Source organism: Glaciimonas sp. GNP009 (assembly GCF_054343755.1).
In genome coordinates this window covers 2,177,842-2,203,425 of record NZ_JBTGUV010000004.1, presented here as the reverse complement: position 1 = coordinate 2,203,425, position 25,584 = coordinate 2,177,842, and the positions used below count along the sequence as shown (strand labels likewise).

14 protein-coding genes are annotated in these 25,584 nt (G+C 51.8%); 9 read left to right on the top strand and 5 right to left on the bottom strand.

Annotation, left to right across the window (positions count from 1 at the left end; translation table 11 throughout):
• The 3 genes from ACXX82_RS10630 to ACXX82_RS10620 are packed head-to-tail and all read left to right on the top strand — an operon-like array spanning position 1 to position 3,676.
• Entirely contained in the window at positions 1 to 1,602 is a 1,602-nt protein-coding gene (locus ACXX82_RS10630) for a GMC family oxidoreductase (RefSeq protein ID WP_323507196.1), read from the top strand.
• Positions 1,599 to 3,185, top strand: coding sequence for a c-type cytochrome (locus ACXX82_RS10625; RefSeq protein ID WP_458562894.1), 1,587 nt, complete (start codon positions 1,599 to 1,601; stop codon positions 3,183 to 3,185). Before ACXX82_RS10630 ends, ACXX82_RS10625 begins: the two co-directional genes overlap by 4 nt.
• Before the next feature lie 5 nt (positions 3,186 to 3,190).
• On the top strand, positions 3,191 to 3,676 hold the full coding sequence (locus ACXX82_RS10620; protein WP_323507198.1) for an asparaginase domain-containing protein: 486 nt from the start codon (positions 3,191 to 3,193) through the stop codon (positions 3,674 to 3,676).
• 147 nt (positions 3,677 to 3,823) lie between these two features.
• Here ACXX82_RS10620 and ACXX82_RS10615 read toward each other — a convergent pair whose 3' ends face one another.
• The 5 genes from ACXX82_RS10615 to ACXX82_RS10595 form a co-directional block, all read right to left on the bottom strand.
• Entirely contained in the window at positions 3,824 to 4,891 is a 1,068-nt protein-coding gene (locus ACXX82_RS10615) for a porin (RefSeq protein WP_458562893.1), read from the bottom strand.
• Positions 4,892 to 5,040: 149 nt separating this feature from the next.
• A complete protein-coding gene (locus ACXX82_RS10610) occupies positions 5,041 to 6,117 on the bottom strand; it encodes an ABC transporter ATP-binding protein (RefSeq protein ID WP_323507199.1) in 1,077 nt (358 codons plus the stop codon).
• A gap of 24 nt (positions 6,118 to 6,141) precedes the next feature.
• Positions 6,142 to 7,956 carry an ABC transporter permease gene (locus tag ACXX82_RS10605; RefSeq protein WP_322234464.1) on the bottom strand — a complete coding sequence of 605 codons (1,815 nt, stop codon included), beginning with the start codon at positions 7,954 to 7,956 and terminating at the stop codon, positions 6,142 to 6,144.
• Between the two features lie 299 nt (positions 7,957 to 8,255).
• Positions 8,256 to 9,359 carry an ABC transporter substrate-binding protein gene (locus ACXX82_RS10600; RefSeq protein WP_322234461.1) on the bottom strand — a complete coding sequence of 368 codons (1,104 nt, stop codon included), beginning with the start codon at positions 9,357 to 9,359 and terminating at the stop codon, positions 8,256 to 8,258.
• Between the two features lie 129 nt (positions 9,360 to 9,488).
• Entirely contained in the window at positions 9,489 to 10,514 is a 1,026-nt protein-coding gene (locus ACXX82_RS10595; protein ID WP_322234459.1) for a Bug family tripartite tricarboxylate transporter substrate binding protein, read from the bottom strand.
• A 336-nt stretch (positions 10,515 to 10,850) separates the two neighbouring features.
• On the opposite strand from ACXX82_RS10595, the gene ACXX82_RS10590 reads away from it, so the two are divergent.
• The 6 genes from ACXX82_RS10590 to ACXX82_RS10565 all read left to right on the top strand — a co-directional run bounded on the left by ACXX82_RS10590 (position 10,851) and on the right by ACXX82_RS10565 (position 25,568).
• Complete coding sequence (locus ACXX82_RS10590) at positions 10,851 to 11,531, top strand: response regulator (protein WP_323507200.1); 681 nt, start codon at positions 10,851 to 10,853, stop codon at positions 11,529 to 11,531.
• A complete protein-coding gene (locus ACXX82_RS10585; RefSeq protein ID WP_458562892.1) occupies positions 11,531 to 13,033 on the top strand; it encodes a sensor histidine kinase in 1,503 nt (500 codons plus the stop codon). The genes ACXX82_RS10590 and ACXX82_RS10585 overlap by 1 nt, the downstream gene beginning before the upstream one ends.
• A 493-nt stretch (positions 13,034 to 13,526) precedes the next feature.
• Positions 13,527 to 15,308, top strand: a complete 1,782-nt coding sequence (locus ACXX82_RS10580; protein ID WP_458562891.1) for a ShlB/FhaC/HecB family hemolysin secretion/activation protein — start codon at positions 13,527 to 13,529, stop codon at positions 15,306 to 15,308.
• Positions 15,309 to 15,382: 74 nt separating this feature from the next.
• Entirely contained in the window at positions 15,383 to 24,730 is a 9,348-nt protein-coding gene (locus tag ACXX82_RS10575) for a hemagglutinin repeat-containing protein (protein WP_458562890.1), read from the top strand.
• Positions 24,727 to 25,005 (top strand): hypothetical protein, encoded by a 279-nt coding sequence (locus tag ACXX82_RS10570; protein ID WP_458562889.1) that lies wholly within the window; start codon positions 24,727 to 24,729, stop codon positions 25,003 to 25,005. Before ACXX82_RS10575 ends, ACXX82_RS10570 begins: the two co-directional genes overlap by 4 nt.
• A complete protein-coding gene (locus ACXX82_RS10565) occupies positions 25,002 to 25,568 on the top strand; it encodes a hypothetical protein (RefSeq protein WP_458562888.1) in 567 nt (188 codons plus the stop codon). Before ACXX82_RS10570 ends, ACXX82_RS10565 begins: the two co-directional genes overlap by 4 nt.
• Positions 25,569 to 25,584 lie beyond the last annotated feature (16 nt).

Below are 25,584 nucleotides of genomic sequence, written 5' to 3'. Positions count from 1 at the left end.
ATGGCTGATAATTTATCTGCAGACGTCGTCGTAGTCGGTTCCGGCGTGGCTGGCGCGCTGGTCGCGCATCAATTGGCGAAGGCTGGCATCTCGGTGCTGGTGTTAGAGGCCGGGCCACGGCTGGAGCGTTGGCGCATTGTTGAAAACTATCGCAATACTGCCAGCAAAGATGACTTCATCTCGCCTTACCCTTCGACCAAATACGCGCCGCATCCAGAATACTCGCCAGAAAACAATTATCTGATCCTTAAAGGCGAGCATAAATACAACTCGCAATACATCCGCGCGGTCGGCGGTACGACATGGCATTGGGCGGCGGCGGCATGGCGTTTTTTGCCTAATGATTTCAAGATAAAAGATCTTTACGGCGTGGGTCGAAACTGGCCGATCAGCTACGACGAATTAGAGCCTTATTATTATCGTGCTGAAGTAGAACTGGGCGTTTCCGGCCCTAACGATGGCACCGATCTTGGCTCCCCGCGCAGGCAGCCGTATCCAATGGATCATCTGCCGTTGTCGTGGAATGACCAGCGCTTTAGCGCCGTCGTCAATGCTAACGGTCACAAAGTGGTGTCTGAACCGGTGGCACGTAATAGTCGCGTCTATGACACACGTCCCAACTGCTGCGGCAACAATAACTGCATGCCGATTTGCCCGATTGCCGCTATGTACAGCGGCATTATTCACGTCGAAAAAGCGGAGCAAGCTGGTGCCAGAGTGCTACCGAACGCCGTGGTGTACCGTATCGAAGTCGATAGCAAGGACCATGTCACGGCGGTGCATTACAAAGATCCCGATGGCACGACCTACCGAGTGACGGGAAAATATTTTGTGCTGGCGGCAAATGGTATTGAAATTCCAAAGTTAATGCTGATTTCGACCGATGATAAACATCCGAATGGCATTGGCAACAGTTCTGATCAGGTTGGTCGCAACTTGATGGACCATCCCGGTACGGGTGTTACTTTTCTTGCCAACGAAGACATGTGGCCGGGACGTGGGCCGATTGAAATGACGTCCATAGTCGATATGCGAGATGGCGCTTTTCGTTCGGAATATGCAGGTAAAAAACTCCATTTAAACAACATGGCGCAGACCAATCACGCAGCGCAGGCTGCGTTGCAGCAAGGATTGGTCGGCTCAAAACTGGACGCAGAAATTCGTCGTCGGGCAGCCCGCACTGTCAATCTCAACAGTTTCCACGATATTTTGCCTAATCCCGATAACCGCATACGCGCCAGCACTGAAAAACGCGACGCGCTTGGGATTCCGCAACCTGAGATTACCTACGCCATCGATGATTATGTAAAAAAAAGCGCGGTCCTGACGCATGAAACCTATGCCAGTATCGCCGCCATGTTTGGCGGAACCGAGGTCAAATTCGAGGATGATTTCGCCCCGAATAACCATATTATGGGTGCCACGATTATGGGCGGCGATCCACGCGATTCGGTGGTTGACGCCCATTGCCGGTCACACGATCACGAAAATTTATTCATCGCCAGCAGCGCCGTGATGCCGGTTGCAGGAACAGTCAATTGCACGCTGACCCTTGCCGCCTTATCGTTGCGCATCGCTGATACCTTGAGGACAGTCCTATGAAAACGGCTCCTTATGTTAAATCGTTGTTCGCATCGTTATCGATGAGCATCGCTATGGGTGTGGCAACTTACTCAGTCTTGCCTGTGACGATTGCGGCTGTCGTCACGTCGGTACCGCAGGTGGCGGCCGATGTGGTGGTGTCTGACGGGACTTCACGCGCATCGGCGGCAGCGATGGCTACGGCGACCAATCCGGCCAGCAGTGCCGATCAGATCAAGCGCGGAGAGTATCTGGCGCTAGCTGCTGACTGTATCGCCTGTCATACCGTCGACAAAGCCAAGCCGTTTGCCGGTGGCTATCCGTTAGCGACGCCATTCGGCACCATTTACGGGCCGAATATTACGCCTGACAAAGAAACCGGTATCGGCACCTGGACTGACGAAGAGTTTATCCGTGCGCTGCATCTCGGTATCGGAAAGCACGGCGAACACCTCTATCCCGCTTTCCCGTACACCTCATTTACCAAACTTTCACGCGACGATGTTTTAGCAATCAAGGCGTATTTATTCAGTTTGCCCGCCATTAACCAAAAAACACCGGAAAACAAGCTACCGTTTCCACTCAATCAGCGCGAATTGCTGGCGGGCTGGAATTTGTTTAATTTCACACCAGGACGTTGGCAGCCCGATCCCGCCAAAAGTGTGGAATGGAACCGTGGCGTGTATTTAGTTGAAGGACTGGCGCACTGCCAGGAATGTCATACCCCGCGCAATATCACGATGGGCGTCAATAGCAAGCTCGCCTTTAGCGGTGCCCAATTGGGTGGCTGGACAGCCTATAACATTACGCCGGATGCCGTCAGCGGTGTGGGCGGCTGGAAGGACGCCGAACTGGTGCAATATTTGCAAACCGGCGTGGTGCCAGACAAAGCTTCCGCTGGCGGTGGCATGGCCGAGGCGATCGAACACAGCCTGCAATATCTCACCGATGCCGATGTGAAGGCGATAGTGACTTATTTGCGCAGCGTTCCGGCGATCCATAATGAAGGCGATCTCAAGCCGCGCTACGCGTGGGGAGCGCCATCCCAAGATGACGCAGATTTACGCGGTATCGCGCTAGTATCGAATAGTATTGTCGCGTCCGGTGGCGCAGAGTTGTTTAGTGGAAATTGTGCGAGCTGTCACTCAGCCAGCGGTTCCGGCGTAGTGGGTGGTTACTATCCATCGTTATTTCACAACACCGTGGTGGGCGCGCGGGACCCGAGCAATCTCCTCATGGTGATCCTTAACGGCGTGTCACGTAACGGAAAGAGCAACGGAAAGAGCGACGAGGCTTTCATGCCGGGATTTGCCCAACATCTGACTGATCCGCAGATTGCCTTATTGAGCAATTATGTTCTGAAGCAATACGGCAATCCGGACGGTGCGACGATAACGGCAGATCAGGTAAAAATACAACGCCAGGGCGGTCCCAGGTCACCGATAATAGCGTTGCTGCCGTGGGGAATGGGTCTCGGCGGTTTAATATTGCTTTACCTGATTTATCTGTTCTCACGGCGCGGTGGACGTAAAGCCGGTCGTCGTGAAATACAGCGCACTAATACCAATGACCAACATACCCAGCCACCAAAAAAGGAAAGTTAACGCGTATGGCACTCCGCATCATCGCCACCGGCGGCACATTTGATAAGCACTATGACGAAATCGCTGGCAAGTTGACTTTTGCCGCCAGCCATTTACCGCAAGTGATTGCACGCGCGCGCATCACTGCAGACCTAGAACTGGAAGAGTTGCCATTGCTGGATTCGCTCGACATGCAAGACATTGACCGCCGCCGGGTGCTGGCGTCATGCACGCACGCGGTGGAAGAGGCAATCGTCATCATTCACGGCACCGACACGATGCAGGATACCGCCGCGGTGTTGGGTGCTGCCAATCTCGCCAAAGCAATCGTGGTCACGGGTGCCATGATTCCGTACGAGATTGCCAATTCGGATGCGCTGTTTAATCTGGGATTTGCCTGTGGCGTCGCACAATTTTTGCCGCATGGCGTCTACGTGGCGATGAACGGCAAAGTATTTGGCTGGGATAAGGTTCAGAAAAATCGCGTTGCTGGCGTTTTTGAATCGATTTAAGCGGTATTTCGCTCCGCCAATCGTCAATTGGTAAAGCCCGATCAACCTACAACCGGGCTTCCATCAGATACTATAGAGTCAGATTCAAACACTTTCAAAAACATTAACCGTGTTTTCCAGCGGAAGAATTATCTGTTTGATTGGTTTTTAGAAGCGATGTTGAATACCGCCAATCACGCCGGTCTGACTATTACTAAATCCAGCATCGTCGCGAGACACCCCAACCAGTTGGTTGTTTTTGGCTTTGGCGTAAGCGGCGCTAAGGTACAAGTCCGTACGCTTTGACAAGGCATACTTGGCGCGTGCAGAGTACATAATCGGGTCGGCATCTTTGCCGCTCGCGACATTTTTAATATTTTGATAGTAGATTTGACCAATCAGGGTCCACACCGGCGTCACGCGGTAGCTGGCGCCGCCCCAAAACATGTCGCTACGCAAATCCGCACCGTTGTTGGCCAGTGTTTTTTTGTAATTGCGATAGCCGAGGTTCATTTTCCAGTCGTCGTTCAATTGATATAATCCAGCTAGATGAATGCTGGTGGCTTTGTCGTAATCGTTCCGTAATGCCGGAACGGCAGCACCGTTCGAGCGATCATAAGCCGCTGCCAGACTGACCGGGCCAACGACATAACCCACGCCAAGTGCGTATTTAGCGCTATCGCTATTATTGCCAGCGACTTCGCCGAATCCATACGTTGCGCCGAGTTTGACGCCACCAAAAGTACCTTGATATTTAATGATATTGGCCGCGTTGGTAATCATCCCATCTTTGCGACCACCGGTTGCATTGCCGGACGTAACCCAGGAATATTGGCCCGAGTAACCCATCAAATCGAACGGCAGAATAAAGTCGTACGTCGTCGTGTATGAACGACCGGCAATAATCCGACCAAAGGCGCCTTCCAGACCGACGTTTGCCTGACGACCGAACAATGTACCTGGGCTATCAAATTCGCCGGTGTCGACTTTGAAACCACTTTCCAATTGGAATATGGCTTTCAAACCGCCGCCTAAATCTTCAGCACCTCTAAATCCAAGGCGCGACGTGTTCATGGCACCCGAGCTTAGACGGACGACGCCATCTTTTTTTGCATTGGCGTTGTTGGTGTATTCCACACCAGTATCGATCAATCCGTACACGGTAACGCTGCTTTGCGCATAAGCGGTCAGCGCACAGGTATTGAGTACAACTGCGGCGAATAAACTTCTTTTCATTTCGTCTTCCTCTAGTGATTTGCTTAAATTTCTTGCCATCTACAGCGGCAATGATGGGACAACGGTGGGACTACAAAAAAGCTTCATAACATCTAAGGAACCGACAAAATGTCATTTCATTAGCGGCCCTGATTAACAGCGCTCAGTCATTAAAATGCCCACAGCGCCTCTTGCGGCAACTGCAACCAGTACTCGCCCGGATCAAGTCGGTGGTTGGCGTAAGCACGCAGTCCTACGGTGTCTACGGCGTCACCATTCTTAAACAGACATTCCCAGCGATCACCCAGATACATGCACGTGGATAAAGGTAGTTTGATGGCGTTTTCGACTGATTCGCTGGAGATGCGTACCTGCTCAAGGCGAATGATCCCGATTGCCTCTTTGCCGTTGTTGCTACCACGTGCAGTGGCTTTTACCGTGCCGCCCTCCACTTCCAGCAGCGCCAGATCACCGTCACGCTGCAGCACTTTTGCCGGCAATCGATTATTGCTACCCATGAATTCGGCGACGAAAAGTGTATCCGGGGTCTGATACATACTTTGAGGCGTACCTTGCTGTTCGATCTTGCCGTTATTGAGCAACAGGATGCGATCCGAGATCGCCATCGCTTCGGCCTGATCATGCGTGACCATCAGCGCAGACAGGCCGAGTCGCACGATTAGCTCGCGCAAAAATGCACGCGCCTCTTCGCGCAGCTTGGCATCCAGATTCGATAGTGGTTCGTCGAGCAAAATAACTGGCGGGTTGTAAACCAGAGCGCGCGCAATCGCTACCCGCTGTTGCTGACCACCGGAAAGTTGATGCGGAAAGCGTTCGCCAAGATGACCCAGACCCAGTTGCGTTAAGGTGTTGTTAACCCGCTCGGCAATGTCGGTTTTACCCATTTTTCGTAACTGCAAACCGTAAGCGACATTGTTAAATACGGTTTTGTGCGGCCACAATGCATACGACTGAAATACCAGACCGAGATTACGTTCTTCGGCAGGTATTTCCAGCTTGCCGTTGCCATTAAAAACGGTACGTTCACCGATTTGAATCGTGCCGGATTTTGGTGATTCGAGTCCCGCGACAGCACGCAGCAATGTTGTTTTTCCGCTGCCGGATGGGCCCAACAACGCAACGACTTCGCCGCGTTGTAATTCCATCGAAACACCTTTTAAAATCTGATTGGCACTGGCTCCGGTGCCGTAGTCCAGATAGAGATTGTTGACACTTAATTCGCTCATGATACGTTTCCTGAATAAGATGGTTTAATCGTGCAACTTGACGCCGAAGCGCAGCGCGATACCGAGGCCGATAGCCACTAAAAATATATTGATGAAAGAAAGCGTCGCCACCAGATCGACCGAACCCGAAGCCCATAAAGAGACAATCAATGCACCGATCACTTCAGTACCCGGCGACAGCAGATAGACGGCAGTGGAATACTCGCGCTCAAAAATCAGAAACACCATCAGCCATGCGCCGAGCAAGCCGTAACGTACCAGCGGCAGTGTGATATGACGGGTGACCTGACCGCGTCGTGCGCCGACTGCACGTGCGGCTTCTTCCAGCTCCGGTCCTACTTGCAATAGCGCTGTGGTGATCAGGCGCATGCCGTAAGCCAGCCATACAACCGAATACGCAAGCCATACTGAAAAGATCGTCGAGCGTAGTTCACGCATGACCGGAATCACGCTATCTACCATCCAGTGCGCAAAGAAGTTATCGTGACCCTTGAACACATCATTGAGCGCCGAAGGCACGAACAGGAACACCCACAAAAATGCCAGACCAGCCAACAATCCCGGCACGGCGCGTGGGACCAGTACGCTGTAATCGAGAAAGCGTGTAATGCCGTCCGGCTTGCGATGCATTGCCAATGCAATGCAGCAATAACAGGCCACCGTGATACCGCCGCCGATGACGCCGATCAATACAGTATTAAGAATTCCGCGCATCAACGATGGCTGCTCAAAGACATCGATGAAATGTTGCACAGTGAACGCGTCCACCAGTGAGACGCCATAACCCCAATGCGACACAAATGCACGTAAGGCAATGCCCGAAAGAGGTATCACGATAGTGAAAATGATCCACATCGCGATGAGCGCAAATGCAGGCCATTTCCACTTCCCAAGTGGCAGTGCTTTCTGGCGTGCGCCCTTCCCTTTTATAGAGACATATTTGTTGGCTGAACGCAGTAACCAGCGCTGCATCATCACCAGTGGAAACGTCACCGCAACCAGACACACGGCGACTGCCGCCATCAAATGATAAGACGGCGTTCCGAGCTTGTTGGTGAGTTTGTATAAATACGTTGGCAATACCAGATGACCTTCAGGATCGCCCAATACCAGTACCAATCCGAATACTTCAAAGCCCAGGAAAAATACCAAAACACCGGCATACGCCAGCGCTGGCGTGATCATCGGAAGAGACACATTCAGCGCAACCTGAAGCGGCGAGGCACCAGCGACGCGGGCTGCTTCTTCGACATCTGCACCCAAGCTTTTGAGTGCTGCGGACGCATACAGATAAACATGCGGCACATGGGTCAGGCCAGCGATGATAACAATGCTGGGAAACGCATACACATTCCACGGATCGCCTTCAAATCCAACCAGACTCAACAGGTTTTTGACCCAGACGGTATAAAAGCCAACCGGCCCCATCGATACGACATAACCGAAACCGATCACCATCGGCGAGACAAAAATAGGAACAAGCAACAACGGTGCGATCCAGCTACGACCGGGAAGGTCAGTACGGATCATCAAAAACGCCAACATGCCGCCCAATGGCACCGCAATCAACGCAAGACCGGCGGCAAGCATCATGCCATTAGCAAATGCCTGCCGAAAATCCGGATCGTCAAATATAAAGCGATACGGCTCCAGACTTAATTCTTTTATCGGCGCAAAAAAGGGTGCTGACAAGAAGCTTTGATAAAAGATCAGTGACAGCGGGACAAACACGGCCAGCGCGGTCAGTGTCACCACCAGCCCGCGCGGCCAGTTCAGGCGAAAAAGCCACGCTGCCCACGTGCGGCGCGCTAGCGAATGTGAAGCAGAAAGAGTGTGCATAGTGTGTACAGTCCAGATCAGAATGCAGATAAAAAATGAGTGCCAAAAAAGCGTGATCCCCGTGCGAACGGCGTGTGAAATCAGCGCAAATACCAACCGCTCTTCAGAATTTAGACGTGAAGTGACCTTCCGTCCTGCGCCTGGTAAGGGACACGACAGTTGGTCGACTTTCAGAAATCAGTTAGATAGAGTCAGTTAGAGAAAAGTAAAAGTTGGCAAAGGCGCGAGATACCGACCGTTAGCGCAGTTTGCTATTAAATAGTTTGAACAAAATGCTGCGAACAGTCACATTCCAGAGATTACTTTTTACCCGCCGCCGCTTTCCATTGCTTCAGAAAAGCTAGACGTTTGGTTTGATCCAGATATTGCAACAGCGCTGGACTAACAGGAATCGGTTTGAGTGCCGTGCCAAGTTGCTTGGTCAACTCTGACATTGTTGAGGGACCGGTTACGTCGCTACGAATCGCAAATAACTGTGCTTCATTGGCGACGATAGTTTGTCCTCGTTTCGACAATAGATAATCGAGCCACAATTTAGCCGCATTGCTATTTTTCGCCGATTTGTTGATAAACGCCACGCGTGACATCACCAGGTTATAGTCGGTGGTGAACGCCACCCCTAACGAAGGGTCTTTCTTTGCACGGCTGAGCGCGTATGAACCCAACATGTTGTAGCCGATCAGATTTTCACCCGATGAAATCCGTTCCAGCATCGTGCCGGTAGAAGACTGAACCCGCACCGCAACATCGCCAAGTGCCGTAGCAAGTTCCCAGAATTTTGGATTATCTTGTGCGTCTTGGGTAATGAAAGAGAAACCAACGCCCGATTTTTCGATGTCGTAAGTGGTGACTTTATTACGATATTTATCCGCTTTGGTGGTCAGCAGTTTTGTGAATGCCGCGTGTGAAGTAGGAACTTCATCGGCCGGTACCAGACGCTTGTTATAGACGATCGCGATTGGCTCGTAAGTTGTGCCGTACGCCGTGTCTTTATAGTTCGCCCAAGCTGGAATCGCACCCACTTCCGGCGATTTATACACAGCACCGTAACCTTCGGACACTAGTTTGACTTGCAGATCCATTGAGGATGACCACAGCAGATCCGCGGTCGTGCCGCCCGCAGCGGCCTCGGAGATAAAGCGGTTGTAGACTTCGGTCGAATTCATATCGTTGTATTCGACTTTAATACCTGGATAAAGGGCACTGAAATCCTTGATCAGCGGTTCGGCTGCTTTTGAATCAGTGGCGCTATAAATCACCACCTTGCCTTCTTTTTTTGCCGCTTCAATGATCTTGTTATAGTCCGCAGGATATCCAGCGGGCGTCTGCGCCAATACGCTTCCGGTGGCGGCTAGCGAGATTGCTGTGACCAACAAGGTCAACGATTTTTTTGGTGTAAGCATAGGTGTTATCTCCTGATTATTGGTTGTGTAGGCATGGGTGTACCGAGCGAGCATTGTTGCTATTGCAAAAACGATATTTTCTGAATAACTATCAGCCGACGAACTATTGTCCGACGAACTATCAACTGACTACCGCATCAACCCCAGCGCGGTTGCCTGTTGTCCGTATTGATCTACCGTTTTTTTGACATAGTCGGCGAGTGCTTTTCCGGTCAGGGAAAACGGATAAAGTCCGCTCTCAGCGCGCAAACGATTGAATTCAGGCGCCGCCATCATCTGGTCGAAAGCGGTGACCCAGTGCTGATAATCAGCATCGGATATGTGCGGGCCCATATAGACCCCGCGAATGATGGGCCAACTCACATTAATGCCTTGTTCCCGCGCTGTTGGTACGTTCGCCAATGCGCCGGGCAAGCGGTTGTCGGACAGTATCGCTAGAATGCGAATCTCGCTATCCCGCGCGTGCAGCGTCGCTTCTGACGCATCGCCAGATACCACCTGAACATGACCGGCGCGCAATGCGGTAAATGATTCACCACCGCCTTCGAGCGCGACAAAACGTAAGGTTTTCGGATCAATTTGACGTTGTCTGGCGAGTAAGGATACCTTCAGCCAATCTTGACTACCGACCGTGCCAGAAGCACCAATGGTGACCTTGGATGGGGTGTCTTTTAAGGCTTTCATCAGATCGCCCAAATTCTTATAAGGCGAATCACTACGCACGGCAATCATGCCATAATCGGCACCGACTGCCGCCACCCAGCGCACGTGGTCGGGGCTGGCGCGTCCATATTTTCCCTGTGCCAGATTGATCAGCGAACCACCAGAAAATATCACCAGCGTTTGCGCCTCGGCGCTGCGTTGCGTCACGATTGCGTTCCACGCTACTGCACCGATTCCGCCAGGTATATAACTGATACGTAGAGGAATATCGTTTTTCTGATTTTTATAATGAATAGAAGGAAGCAGCAAGCCCTTTTGGATAAGCTTGCACGATAGATCCATGCCACCGCCTGGTTTGGCCGGCACCAGACATTGCGTACCGCTTGGCAGTTTTGTTGACACAATGGTATTGGCAGACACGCCAAAAGCGGTCGATAGCAAGCAGACCGCACTGGCGTATGCCAAAGTTGTTCGAAAGTTCATTGTCTCCACCCACAATCTAGTGTTGTCATCGCATCTCTGTCGCTATTACACCTTCTGGGTGTAAATACAACCGACCTTATTTAAACTTCAAGGACGATTAGGGCAGAAATGGAACAAGGGGTTTTTATAATTAATTGCATCATAGCCGGTCGAATCTTTCAGTTTCCTTTCAGCGCTGGATCGAATCAAAAATGTTGTATTTTTATGCGCCTCTCTGCGCAATACAATATCGGTTAATACTGATGCGCGCTTTTTTTAACTTTTTTCATAGCTAATAACTGCGTTTTGCCAAACTGACCATTCTATGTAAATATTGGCGACTCATTCAAACGGCTTCTGACGATTATGCGTATTCTATTAATTGAAGATCACGTGGAATTATCGCGTTGGCTCTCAAAGGCGTTGCGAGATGCGCATTGGACGATCGAATGCGCGATGAACGGTGCCGACGCGGATTCTCTCTTGCATACACAGCAATACGCGCTGGTAATTTTAGATTTGACCTTACCAAAGATGGATGGACTGGAAGTCCTGAAGCGTCTGCGTGCCCGCGGCAGCAAAGTTCCGGTCTTGATTCTGACCGCGCGCGGCGATGTACAGGATCGTGTGCAAGGTCTGAATCTGGGCGCGGATGACTATCTGGCCAAGCCCTTTGAGCTGGCAGAACTTGAGGCGCGGGTAAAGGCCTTGGTGCGGCGTGCGCAAGGTAACGAAGGTTTGATTTATAGCTGTGGCGCGTTACAGTTTGATACCGTCTCGCGCATGTTCACTTATGGAGAATCGCCTTTAGCATTGACCCCGCGCGAACATGCGGTGCTGGAAGTATTGATGACGCGTGCTGGTCGGGTGGTGTCGAAAGAAAAGCTTTTTGATGAGGTGTTTTCACTCGCTGATGATGCCAATCCGGATGCGATTGAAATTTATATTCATCGACTACGCAAGAAGTTGGCAAGCGATCAAACCGGTCAGGTCGCCATTACCACTTTGCGCGGTTTGGGATATTTGCTGGAGGCGCAAGCAGAATAATGCGTCCGCCAATATTTTCTGCAGAATCCGCTGAAAAAGCGTCGAATAAAGCCTCCCAAAAATCGCTTGGGACCTTGCGTAGTCAATTATTACGCTGGCTTCTTATCCCGTTGTTATTGCTGGTAGCGCTAGACGCTGTCTCGGTGTATCGCAATGCGCTGGATGTGGCTGATCTGGCGTATGACCGGGCTTTGCTGGCCTCGACGCGAGCGTTGGCCGAACGCGTGTCGATCGTTGATGGCAAGGTCGTGGTTGACGTGCCATACGTTGCGCTGGATAGTTTTGAGACCGACACGCTGGGACGGATTTATTACAAAGTGACCGGGACGAAAGGTGAATTTATTTCCGGCTACGAAGATTTGCCAGCGCTTCCACCAAACATCCCGCGTTCAGAAATTTATCCTGCGCTGGTGCGTTTTTATCACGCGATCTACCGTGGCGAACCGGTGCGCATAGCCGCACTTTACCAGCCAGTGTATGACGATTCGATGCGTGGTATCGCCCTCATTCAGGTAGGAGAAACGATGGATGCGCGGAGTGCGCTGACACGACAAATTTTGTTTGGTACTTTGTGGCGGCAGGGCTTGTTGGTGACCGTCACTGCGTTGTTAGTATGGTTCGCGGTCAGAATAGTGCTGCGTCCGTTAATGCAATTGAAGACAGCCGTTGAAGGCCGAACGCCGACCGATCTGACTGATTTCGATGCAAGTCAGGTACATACGGAAGTCCGGCCGCTGGTCGCTGCGATGAATGGCTATATGGGACGTCTACAGACCTTGATTACCGGTCAGCGCCGTTTTATTGCCGATGCCTCGCATCAGTTGCGTACTCCGCTTACCGTATTAAAAACGCAGGCAGAATTGGCATTGCGAGAACTTGAACGAAATCCACAGGACCCCCAATCGATACGTGATATTCGTGAGATCGTCCACAGCATGGCATCGACTACTGATGCAACGGTACATCTGGCGAATCGACTACTGACTTTGGCGCGCGCGGAGCATGGTGTTGCCGAAGGTGGGATGGTACCGCTGTCGCTCACCGCCGCAGTGCGTCAGGTCGGTGTAGAACTGGCACCGCAAGCGGTCAAGAAGCAACTCGATTTATCATTTGATGCTGAAGAAGATGTGTCAATCAACGGCAATCCTCTGATGCTGCATGAGTTGATCACGAATTTGGTAGATAACGCCATTCGTTATACGCCACCGAATGGAAAAATTATTTTGCGCGTGCGACGTGACGATCAAACTCAGCACGGATTATTTGAAATCGAGGACAGTGGCAGCGGCATTCCTGAAGCGGACCGCGAGCGTGTTTTTGCAGCCTTTTACCGCGCACCTTCAGCCCAACAATTGAACCCAAGCGGGGCTGGATTGGGATTGTCGATCGTGCGTGATATCGCTGCGGCGCATCATGCGTCGATTCTGCTTTCAGCGCCATCAAAAAAAAGCGGCTTAAAAGTGTGCATCACTTTTCCGTTACGTCTTGCGGCAATTGATTAGGCTTATTGCCGGATACAATTTCTGAAAATTTATGTGCGTTTTTTTGCAGCTGATTACGAACTCTGCTACGAAAATATTTACGAAACCATGTCAAAAATAGTTTATCAAGCAACGTTCTAAGTATCTGATTAAGTTTTTTTTCAAACAAAAAACCTTCATCATTGCCTTTAAATTCTCTCCTGTTTTGCTATCACACCTAAGTTTTTTTCTAAAAAAATATGCACTTTGAAGCCTAATATTTTAGGTCTTTTACTTATTGGTTATATCAACCTTCAATGGCTATAATTTCGACCGACCGGTTTCAAGGTTCTTAAGAATAGTCATATTGTTGCATTGATAATTTATGACTAATAGCGTCGGAAGACAAAAAAGCGCACTCAATCGGTCCTCTATTCAGCTCCAAGAACATATGACGTCCGATTAAACGACATCCCGTTTGTGCGAAGTCTCGTCTACACCGTATTAGCTCTAGTAAAGGCTCTCCAAGCAATTCATGAAAAAAAGTATTTGTCTCAAGCAAAGTGATGTGCGGTTAAGCATAGTTAAATACAGTATCGGTTTATTTTTATTATTCACAGGCACTTTTTCCGACGCCAATAGTCAGGCTATCCAAACTCCCGCCAGCGAAGAGCAACGTCGGCGCAGCCAGCTTGAGGCCGCTGAGCGCGTGCGCCAATTGCAAGCACCCAATGTGGTGTTGCCAACAGCTGTCGCCACTGGATCTTTAGCAGATATTCATTCGCTGACGCTACCTGACGAGTCACCTTGTTTTCAGATGAATCAATTTGAATTAGTCGTGCCATTGCAGCTATCACCTGCCGCCCACGTAGCCGGTGCAAGTCAGCTGGCTTTCGATCCTTTTCGTTTCGCACAAAACTACCTGAATCAATACAGTGGCCAATGTATCGGTCAACAAGGGTTGAATGTCATTGTGCAGCGCCTGACCAACCTTATTATGCAAAATGGTTACAGCACCACGCGGATTGGCATTCCTGAACAGGATTTATCAGCAGGAACACTCACACTGACCTTGGTACCTGGCGTGATTCACGCCATCCGTTATACAGATTCGGGTTTGCATGGCACACCACGTAATGCGTTTCCAACCGGTGCGGGTCAATTGCTCAATCTGCGTGATCTCGAACAGGGTTTAGAACAACTTAAGCGTGTGCCGAATCAGGATGTCGATATGCAGATCGTACCGGCCGATGCACTTGGCGAGAGCGATGTGATGTTAGACGTCAAACGCACTAAACCCTATACTTTGAGCGCAAATTTTGATGACGGTGGCGCAAAAGGCACTGGGCAATATCAAGGTGGCTTTAATCTGGGATTGAATAATGTACTGGGTGTCTCTGACATTCTCAATCTGGGTATTAGTACCGACGCTGATCGTCAAGGCGACAATCATGGTACGGGCGGCCACAGTTTGTATTACGCAGTGCCGATGGGATATTGGAATTATGCACTTTCTGCCAGTGACTATTCCTATCACCAAAAGATTGCTGGTAATAACGAAGACCATATCTCTAGTGGCAAATCAAAGAATCTCGAATTCAAAGTCACACAACAATTCCAGCGCGATCCATCGCAAAAAAATAGCTGGCAGTTCAAAGTCGGTAAGCGATGGAGCACTACCGCAATCGATGATGTCGACATTGGCGTTCAAAAGCGCAATACCGCGTTTGTGGAACTCGGTTGGGTGCATACCCATTACATCGGCAATGCCCAGCTTGATGTCACCTTAGCTAATCGGTGGGGCACATCTGCTTTTGGTGGCATGGGCAATCCAGAAGGCCGTCCATCCGATTACCCCACGTTTATGTACACGATGCAAACCGTCGATGTAACCTTGGTTGCGCCATTTCAAATGGCGTTGCAACCTCTGACATACATCGCCACCTTCCGTGGGCAAAACACCCGTTCTCCGCTCTATACAACAGATCAGTTTTCTATCGGTGGCCGATACACCGTGCGCGGATTCGATGGTGAATTAACCCTGACCGGCGAGCGAGGATTTTACCTGCGCAATGAACTCAGTCTACCGATTGCCAATACGGCCCAGTCGGTCTATGTGGCGGTCGACTTCGGCAAGGTTTATGGCCCATCGGTCCAGTATTTAGTCGGTGACACCCTGGCGGGCGCAACTGTGGGCGTGCGTGGCGGATACAAAGGTTTTACCTATGACTTGTTTTCGGGATGGTCTTTGTACAAACCTGCGCAATTTAAAACGGCTACACCATCCATTGGCTTTAACGTGACATATCAATATTAAAAAACGGGTCCTTCCTGTTTTTTTCCACTCATCATTTACAGATCAGACCAGATTTGTTGCATTGGAGTTGTCCCATGAATAAAAACGCCTATCGCACCCTGTTTAGCCACGCCTCCGGCACGTTCATAGCCGTGGCCGAGAACACGCGTAACCGCGGTAAAGGCGCAACCGGTGGCAATACACCGGCAAATGACTCCTTCCCGCTGATGCGTTTTGCACTTTTGAGCGTGTTGGTGGCGGCGGCCTTTGGGCAGGTGACGACGGTGCACGCACAAATGATTGCCTATAAGAATGGTGGCCCTGCGCCCGTCATCGATCGCGCTGGCAATGGCGTACCGGTCGTGCAGATTGTGCAGCCGAATGGGTCCGGTCTGAGCCACAATCGCTACACCGATTTTAACGTTGATCGCAACGGCGTGATATTGAACAATAGTCCGACATCGGTCAATACCACACTCTCAGGATACATTCAGGGTAACGCCCAGATCAACACGAGTGCCAACGTTATTTTGAATGAAACGATGGGTGTAGCGCCGAGTCATCTCAATGGCTACATTGAGGTCGCCGGTCAACGCGCCGACGTCATTATCGCCAATCCGAACGGTTTATCCGTGAATGGCTTCGGCGTAATCAACGGTGGCAATGTCACCCTCACGACCGGTGTGGCGCAGTTCGGCGGTGACGGCAGCCTGGCCGCTTATCGCGTCACACGCGGCCAGATTGCGGTCGATGGTGACGGTATTAACGCCCTGCAAAACGACAGCCTTTCGCTGATTAGCCGATCAGTTGCGTTCAATGCGCAAGTACAAGCACGGAATCTGGGTATCGTGACGGGCGCAAATAGTGTCACCCCTGATATGACGGGTATTGAGGTCATACAAGGTGACGGCGAGCAACCGACCGTCGCCATCGATTCCTCTGCGCTTGGTGGCTTATATGCGCAAAAGATTAAATTGGTGGGTACGGAAGCGGGCGTCGGCGTAAGAACGTATGGCGACATGGCTTCTTCCGGCGACTTCGTATTGGATTCGGCGGGCAAAGTATCGCTCAACGGTAAAACCCATGCTGGTGGCCAGATGACGATACGCAGCAACGACGATATCGACAACACCGGCACTCTTTACGCACAGCGCGCCAGCATCAACAGCACGGGGCAAGTCGTCAACAGCGGCACAATGGCATCGCAATCCGACCTCAGTGTTGTAGCTAACAGCATCAACTCGACCGGCATTTTAGCTGCCGGTATCGATGCGAACGGACAGGCTACGCAAGCCGGAAATCTGGTACTGAATGCCAACGGGCAATTAACCGCGACAGGTCAGAATACTGCTGGCAATAATGTCACGATGACGGGCGCTAGTGTGAACCTCACTGGCGCACACACCAGCGCGAATGGTGCGACGACATTGACGGCAACGAATGGTGATATCCTCCATGCTGGCGGAAATATTCAGGCGGCAGGCGGCACGGTATTGCAGGCGACTGGCACGGTAGTCAATGACCATGGCGTCATTAACACTTCTTCGTTTAACAGCACTTCCGGTGCGTTCTCGAATATTTCTGGGAGTGTCACGCAGTCCGGTACAAGCGATACCAACATCATTACCAGCGGCATAACGAATAACACTTCTGGCGTCATCGCCACTAATGCCAATAATAGCAATCTGCAATCAGCTAGTTTTATGAACGATGCCGGTGTTGTTACCCAAGCTGGCGGCGGTGCATTCACCATTCACTCTGGCGCAATTAGCAACGTCAATGGCCGCATCGCCACCAATGGCGCGTTACTGCTTACTGGCACTAGCTTGAACAATTCTCGCGGATCGCTGATCGCCAATCGTGATGCAATGCTCAAGCTTTCAGGTGACCTGCGCAATACGCAAGGCACCCTACAAGCGGCCAACGCCTTAACAGCCAGCGCCGCCACTATCGACAACACCGGAGGCCGCATCACCTCGCTCGACGCCAGCGGACTATCTTTGGACGCAAGCGGCGTATTGCGCAATATCGCGGGCACGACAGCCGATGGCGCACAAGGTGGCGTCATCGGCGGCAATGGCGATGTCGCGCTTACCGCTGCAAATGCGATCAATAGTGGCAGTATCACCGCTGGAAACAACCTCTCAGCGCACATCGGCAATCAACTCAATAACGATGGTGGACGGTTAGCGGCCGCCAATACGTTAGCGCTACAAGCAGCATTGCTGAGCAATGCACAAGGTGCATTGGACGCGGCAAAGGTAAGCGCGACCATTACCCAACTCAACAATAACAATGGCAAAATAAATGCCGACAAATTAAATATACACGCCACTAATCTTTCGAATCAAGGCGGTCATATCGCCCAGTTCGGCAAAGACACCAGCATTATCGACGTCACCGACACACTCGATAATGCCAACGGTGGTGTGATACAAACCAACAGCACCGATCTGACCCTCACGCCACGGCAGTTGAACAACAACGGTGGCACTATTTCTTTAGCTGGACAGGGCGCACTCACCATTGACGTTGGCGAGAGTGCTTTACAAAATGCGGGCGGCACCATCGGTTCCAATGGTGCGACGCAGGTGCATGCCGGTAGCGTCCATAATGCCGGAGGCAGTGTATTCGGTGCAGGGGCAACCACGATTACCGCCCGCAACGGCGATATCGATAATTCCAACAGCGGTTATCTCGGTGGAGACAGTCTTGCGTTACAGGCGTTCGCACAATTCAACAACGTCAGCGGCAAAGCCGAAGCCATGAAGAATGGGTTCACGGTGCATGCCAACAGCCTCAATAATGCGGGCGGGACCATTCAAAATCTCGGTACTTCGGCATTAACTATAGCCCTGCAACAAGGTTTGAATAACAGCGCTGCCGATGGCGTCGGCGGCTTCATCGGTAGTGCCGGTAGCGCCGCTATTCATGCAGCGGATATCGGCAATGCTGACGGCACGATCTACACCAAAGATGACTTGTTATTGAACGCGGATAATGTGCTGAACAACAATGCTGGTGTCATTCAAAGCGACAATGCACTTGTTGCCCATGCCGGACAGGCAATCCTCAATCAGAATGGTCGCATTGAAGCGAACGGTGCGGGTGCAACACTCACCCTTTCTGGCGCAAGCATAGATAATTCTGCCGGACGTATCGCCAACAGCGGTTCGGGGGCAACCACCATCAACAGCGCTGGCAACATTGCCAACGATGCCGGGACCATCGGCGGAAACGGTAATGTGACACTTGCCGCAAATTACCTGACCAATACGCAAGGTCACGTCATCTCAGCTAATGATCTAACACTCGCCATTGCCAACAGTATCAACAATGCGCAAGGCAGTCTGTATGCAGCACGCCATCTCAAGGCTAATCACGCCAATGCAACCTTCAACAACAACGCCGGTAAAGTCAGTGCGGGTGGCGATATCGCCTTGACGCTCGCCAGCCTGGATAATACCAATGGGCAAATCGGTAACACCGCTGGTGATGGTGGCAACATTGCGCTCTCCACCAGCGGCAACGTGACCAATGCAGCGGGCAATATCGGCAGCGACAACAATACCACCATCAACGCCAACACCATCATCGGAGAGGGCAAAGTAATCGCCGGTCAGGATGCGACCATCAATCTGCAAGGGGATTACACCAATACTGTCGGCAATACGTTCACGGCCAATCGTGATCTGCATGTCTCCACCACCGGCACACTTACTAACGCAGGCAATCTCGAAGCCGTGCGTCATCTCGGTTTGTCAGCCGCCAACGTCACCAACCAGTACGGTGCATTGATCAATGCGGGCAATGGCAATACCGTCATAAGAGCGAGTAACGCGGTCTATAACCTCGGTCGTATCTATGGTGATGACGTCGCCATCGGTGCGCAAACGATGACCAATGATGGCATCTTAAATAGCGATGGGTCGACTTATCAAGCCGGTGTCATCGCTGCACGCAACGATCTCACGATTGGCGCGCACACCATCCTCAACCGCGAACACGCCACCCTCCAAAGCTTGAATAATATGGTGCTGGGTGGCGCGTTGGATGTGGAGAACAAAGCAATAGGGAATGCAGCATCGATCATCAATGCTTCCGCCACTATCGATGCAGGAAATGACTTAACGTTCCAAACAGCCACGCTCACCAACCAGAACAACCATTTCACCACTCATCTGGTGATCGATCCCGCACAGACCAGGCGTGTCACGCAATACCGCGCTTACGGTTCCGACATCTGGTACAACGCCGATCAGATCACGTGGAGCGACAGTGGCGATGGCGGCATCGTCTTGGTATTGCCGGACGGCAACCGCTTTGAAAAGTTCTACAAACAGGACTATACCCAGATTGTTCAAAAAACCACCGTCACGTCCAGCGATCCCGGTAACATCACCGCCGGTCGCCACATGACCTTATCGGGCGATGTCACCAATGACAAAAGCACCATCATTGCTGGCGGCACGTTAGGCGGTCAGGTCGGCAACATCACCAACCTCGGCGCGCCCGGCGAAATCACGACCACCAACCAGATGACCGCCGGTCACAATTACTATCACTGGGTAGACGGACACCCGCATCAGAATCATTACATCTACGATAACAACGGCGAGGCCTACAATGTCAATTTACCTTCACAGCAGTTTACGTTACCGGTCTGGACGGTACTGGATTTAACCAAGCCAAACCAGGGCGACAATGGCGCCGTTGGCACTGGCGTCGACAACAACACGGTGCCCGCAGGGGACAACAGCACCATCGGTGGCAATCAAGGCGGGCATGACTTAGTCGGTGACGGTCAAACGGTAGGCGCAGCCGATGGTGCTGCGGGCGGCAACACCGGCACATCCGGCACGCCCCAAACAGTCGGCAAACCAGGCGTGCCCCTACCGAATATCAGCATCGGCAATAACCAACTGTTCCCTATCGTCCAAAACCCCCACTCGCCCTTCCTGGTTGAGACCGATCCCAAGTTCACCAATTACAAAAACTTCATCTCCAGCGATTACCTGCTAGGACGTCTCGGTATCGATCCGATGACCACCCAAAAACGGCTGGGTGATGGCTTCTATGAACAAAAGTTGATCAATGATCAAATCACGGAGCTCACAGGCAAACGCTTTTTGGGAACCTTCGCCACCAACGAAGAACAATACCAAGCCTTGATGGACAGCGGCGTCGCCAGTGCCGAGCAATTCCAATTGACGCCGGGTATTGCCTTAACCGCGGCCCAAATGGCCGCGCTCACCACCGATATCGTCTGGCTTGTCTCGCAAAATGTGGCATTGCCCGATGGCAGCACGCAAAGCGTCCTGGTTCCCGTGGTGTATCTGGCAAGCGTGGACGCCAACGATGTCAGCCCCACCGGCGCTGTCATGAGCGGTCGCAATATCGACCTCAGCCTCCACGGCACGCTGCAAAACGGCGGCACCTTGCAAGCATCCAACAACACCCTGATCCACGCCACCGACATTCACAACAGCGGCACGCTACGCAGCGATGCCAAGACCGGCACGACCATGTTGGTCGCCGACAACGACCTCATCAACAACGGCGGCAGCATTGCCGGCAACCGCGTCGGCATCCTGGCGGGTCGCGATGTGTCCATGGAAAGCATCACCTCCAGCGCCAGCAGCAAAAATGGTGTCAACGTCGGCATCAGCAAAGTTGCCAGCGTCAGCGCTGATCAACTCAGTATTCAAAGTGGGCGCGATATCAACTTAAAAGGTACGGCGATCACCACCACTGGCGACGCCGCCATGATTGCGGGTCGGGATATCAATCTGAGCACCGTCACCACGCAAGCCACGTCGAATGTCACGTATGGTGACCAAAACCATCTCAACGAAAGTCAGACCCAAGTCCACGGCACACAGATAAACGCTGGCGGCAACCTCACCCTTGCCGCGGGACAAGATATCAACGCCCAGGCGTCCACCCTGCACGCTGACGCGGCATTGACTGCCGCAGCAGGACGCGATGTCAACATCGTCGCCGCCGCACAAACCAGAACCAAGGATCAGGAAATCTATACCACCAGCAGCGGCTTCATGTCCTCCAGCAGTTCGCACATGCAAGATCAACAGCGTACTACCCAAGTCGTTGGCAGCAGTGTGACCGGTGACAGCATCGCCATCGTTGCGGGGCGTGACGCCACGCTCCAAGGCAGCCAGATCATTGCGCAACACGACGTCACGCTCAATGCCGGGCGGGACCTGAACATTGTCACGGCGCAAGAAACCAGTCAAACGCGCTACGCTATCGAAGAAAAGAAATCCGGTTTCTCGGCCAATCTCCTCGAAGGCGTCAGCTATGGCAACAGCGCCCAGGATCAACAACAAAACGGGACCAGCACCCAGCAGATTGGCAGCAGCATCAGCGGTGCCAACGTCAACATGGTTAGTGGCCGTGACACCACGATTGCCGCCAGTGCGATCACCGCCGATCAGGATGTCGGCATTTACGCCGGACGCAACGTCAATGTCCTCGCCGCTGCCAACACCGACACCTCGGCCACAGACAGCCACAACAGCGGCACCAGCTTCGGCATTCAGGGTGGACTCAATGGGCGTTTTACCAATTTCAGCAACATCAGCGCCGCCCAAACCGGCTCGGGAAACGCCACCACCCAGAGCACCAGTTTAATTTCTGCCAACGGTGGCAACCTCAATCTACAAGCAGGATTAGACAATCACTACAAGGGAACAGGGCAAGGCAACGTCGTCACCCAAGGGGCCGAATTGCTGGCTAAGAACAATATCACCCTCGCCGGTAACGCCGTTGATCTGCAAGCCGTGCACAACGCCACCGCCAGTAAAACCCATGCGGAAACTCACAGCGTCACCCTGGGCAGCAGTTTAACGGGCAACATCGGCGGCGCCATCACCCGCATCGGCGATCAAGTCACCGAAGCGCAACATACCGACAATGATCGATTAAAAGGCGCGCTGGCACTCAAATCGGGGTACGACGCCTACAAACTCGTCAGCGGCGGTCAGATCAGCTCCACCACTGCCGAATCGCTCAAGCCGAATCCGCAGAACAAAAGCGGCGGCGGCTTCGGTGTCAGCGTCAGCCTCGGGACCAGTCAAAGCAAACAGGACAGCAGCAACCGCGCCACGCAAGCACGCGGCACCACCCTACAAGCCAACAACATTGCCATCACCGCCCGGGAAGGCGACATCACCATGGAAGGCGCCAAACTGCAAGCACAAAACATTGCGCTCGATGCGGCTAAAAATATCAATCTTCTTGCGGCAAAAAACACCGCCGATCTGAAATCATCGAACAGCGGCAGCAACGCCGGTATTGGGGCGACACTCGGCTCCAACGGCGAACAAACCGGCCTCAGTTTCCAGCTCGGCGCATCCCTGTCCAAAGGCCACGCCAACGGCAGCGAAACCACCTATGACAATACCCAAATCACGGCGACCGATCACTTAACGATGAAGAGCGGCGGCGACACCAACCTGATCGGCGCACAACTTGCGGCCGATAAAGTCAAAGCCACCATCGGCGGCAATCTCAACATCGTCACCCTGCAAGACCAGAACAACTACGACAGCAAACAGGAAAACGGCGGCTTCAGCGTCAGCCTCTGCATTCCGCCGATTTGTGCCGGCGTGTCCACCGGCAGTGTCAACTACGCCAAACAGACCGTTGAACACAACTATCACAGTGCGGTCGGGCAAAGCGGAATCGCCGCTGGCAGCGGTGGCTTTGACATCAACGTCAAAGGCAATACTGATCTACAGGGCGGTGCAATCACCAGCACCGCAGAAACTGATAAAAACACACTGCACACAGCCAGCCTGACCAGCCGCGATCTGATCAACCAGCAACACACCGCCTCCGATAGCCTCAGTGCAGGCTTCTCCAGCGGCGGCCTGATGAGTAATATTGCAGCCAACGTCCTCGGCAACCTCAACGGTGGCGCAGGCATGCCGAAAGACAACGATGAAACCAGCCAGACGAAGAGTGTCATCAGCCCCGCCACGGTAACGATTACCGGTACGGGCGATGCCACAACCGACCAGAAAAGTCAGGCAAATGCCGACACCCTCACCGAGCGCGACGCCAGCACCGCCAATGCAACGCTCGCCAATACACTCACCCTGCAACAGGCGCAAGAACTGCAAGCACAACAAAAGAAGGCGCAAGAGAATCAACGCGCCGCCGACCTCGCTGGCGCGGCGTTAAATGGTATGGTGGGCGACATCGCAAAGAGTTTCAAATTTGCAGAAGGCTCCCCGCAAAAGATCGCCATGCACGGCATCGTGGGATTAATCCAGGCCAAGCTCGGCAACACCAGTATCGCGGGTGGCATGATCGCAGGCATGGTGGTGGAAAAGATGTCACCGATTATCAGTGACTATCTGCTGAACAATGGTTATGACACCAGTACCAAAGCAGGATTGCAGGCTTATAACGATATGATGGGACTGGGAGCGACCTTGATCGGGGCGGCTTCGGGGGCATTGGCGGGTGGCGGTAAGGAGAGTGCTGGCGCTGGCGGCATGATTGGGAAGAATGCCGACGCGAATAATCGCGCCCTTCATCCGAAAGAAGCCGAACTCATTAAACAAAACGCACGTCGTTTTGCGAAAGAAAAGTACAAGACAGATGACCCTACGCCAGAGCAAATCCAGGGTGCGTTATCATCACTGGCAAACACGGCACAAAATCTAATTGATTATAATCTCGGTTACGACGTGCCTTACTCAGCACAGGCAGAAGCGTTCTTACATACTTTGCAGTCGGAATATGCCGCCACTAATCCCAGCCTGTCTATCGGTAACGGACAGTTTCTGTTCTATGCGACAAACGATCAAAAAAACTCACCTTATATCAACAGCGGTTACGTGGATAAAGAAATTGCTGGAGTGATTATTAAAGCGCCGATCAGACAACCGGAAATAGCGGGCGCGAACAAGATAAAGCGCGATCCGGCAACCAACTTACCGCTGGATGAAGAAGGCCGCTATGCGCAACAAATATCGGTCGATGGCAAAATGCATGCGCCCAAATATTTTCCTTGTCCTACTGCTTCGGTTGGTTGTGGTGGGCAAAATCTGGATATGTCTGATCCCGGGACGGTGGCTTATGTGAGGGCGCTGGATAAGAAGATATTTGATGATATTGGAAAAGGAACAACAGTTGCTTTACTTGTGAGGCCTGTAGGAGGAATAGGCATTTTTGCGGGAAGTCTTGGGACATTAATGTCTGTAGCGTCAGGTTTTGTTGATGGAACTCCTGTATCGGCGCTAGCAAAAGAGGCAATAGCAAAAACGGCTACAGCTTATTTAAAAAACGTTTATGGATTATCTGAAATTGCTGCAAATAGAATTACAGCCTTAGTTGATCTAAACGGAGGATGGCAAATATTTATTGATCGTTCGAAGGAAAAATATAATGAGAATTCCGAGGTAAAAAATTGAAAAATTCGAAAATTACTAAATTTATTTCTTATATTGTTGTATCTGCTGCGACAGCTAAATTATTGATATTACTATTTTCAAAAAATCATATCGAATCGATATTTTGGTGCATTGGGGGGGGGTGGGTTATTTGGTTGATTTTTGCTTTTCGATTTGATAAGGATTTACCGGGAGCCGGCCCATGCAACTATAACGATGGAAAAAATCAAGAGGCTCGCTTTATTTACACCGCAACGGTTGTTGTGATATTTTTTTTCGTTGTCATTTTTTCGTGAGTAACCGGCAGTTGCATCCAGATGAAAAAACACTTGCCAAGCGACTGGCCGCGAACAGCGATGGAAAATACACGGTTGAGCAAGTTGAAGAGCAAATGCGGGGCATGTCGATGACAAAAGATGGTCAGACGGAAGGAGCTAGTCCAGATACGATCATTGGTACAAATCTGGGCGACGGCACATGGATGAGAGTTGGAACAACCGCAGAGGGAGAACCCATCTTTACGCAACAAATTGCACCGGACGATGCGGCATTACGTGCCTATATTGTAGGCAATACCAATAATAATGTTGTACCGAGTTTGATCACGTATGCTGGCAATAGTGAATACACAGCGCCAGTGACGAGAAATATACTGCCAATCCCTACAGCACATTGCGGCGCAGCTGCCGCCGATTGTGCTGCTGGAATTGCGCCTCCGAGAACGCAGGCGGAGCGGGATGCACAACGTAATCAAGGTGCAGATTTAGCCAGCGATATATCTACACAGGCTGGCCGATTTGCAGCAGCGGCAACAGCCTATGGGACTTTTCTGGCATCGCAACCGAATGCGGCAGCATAGGGTGCAGCGGCCATTC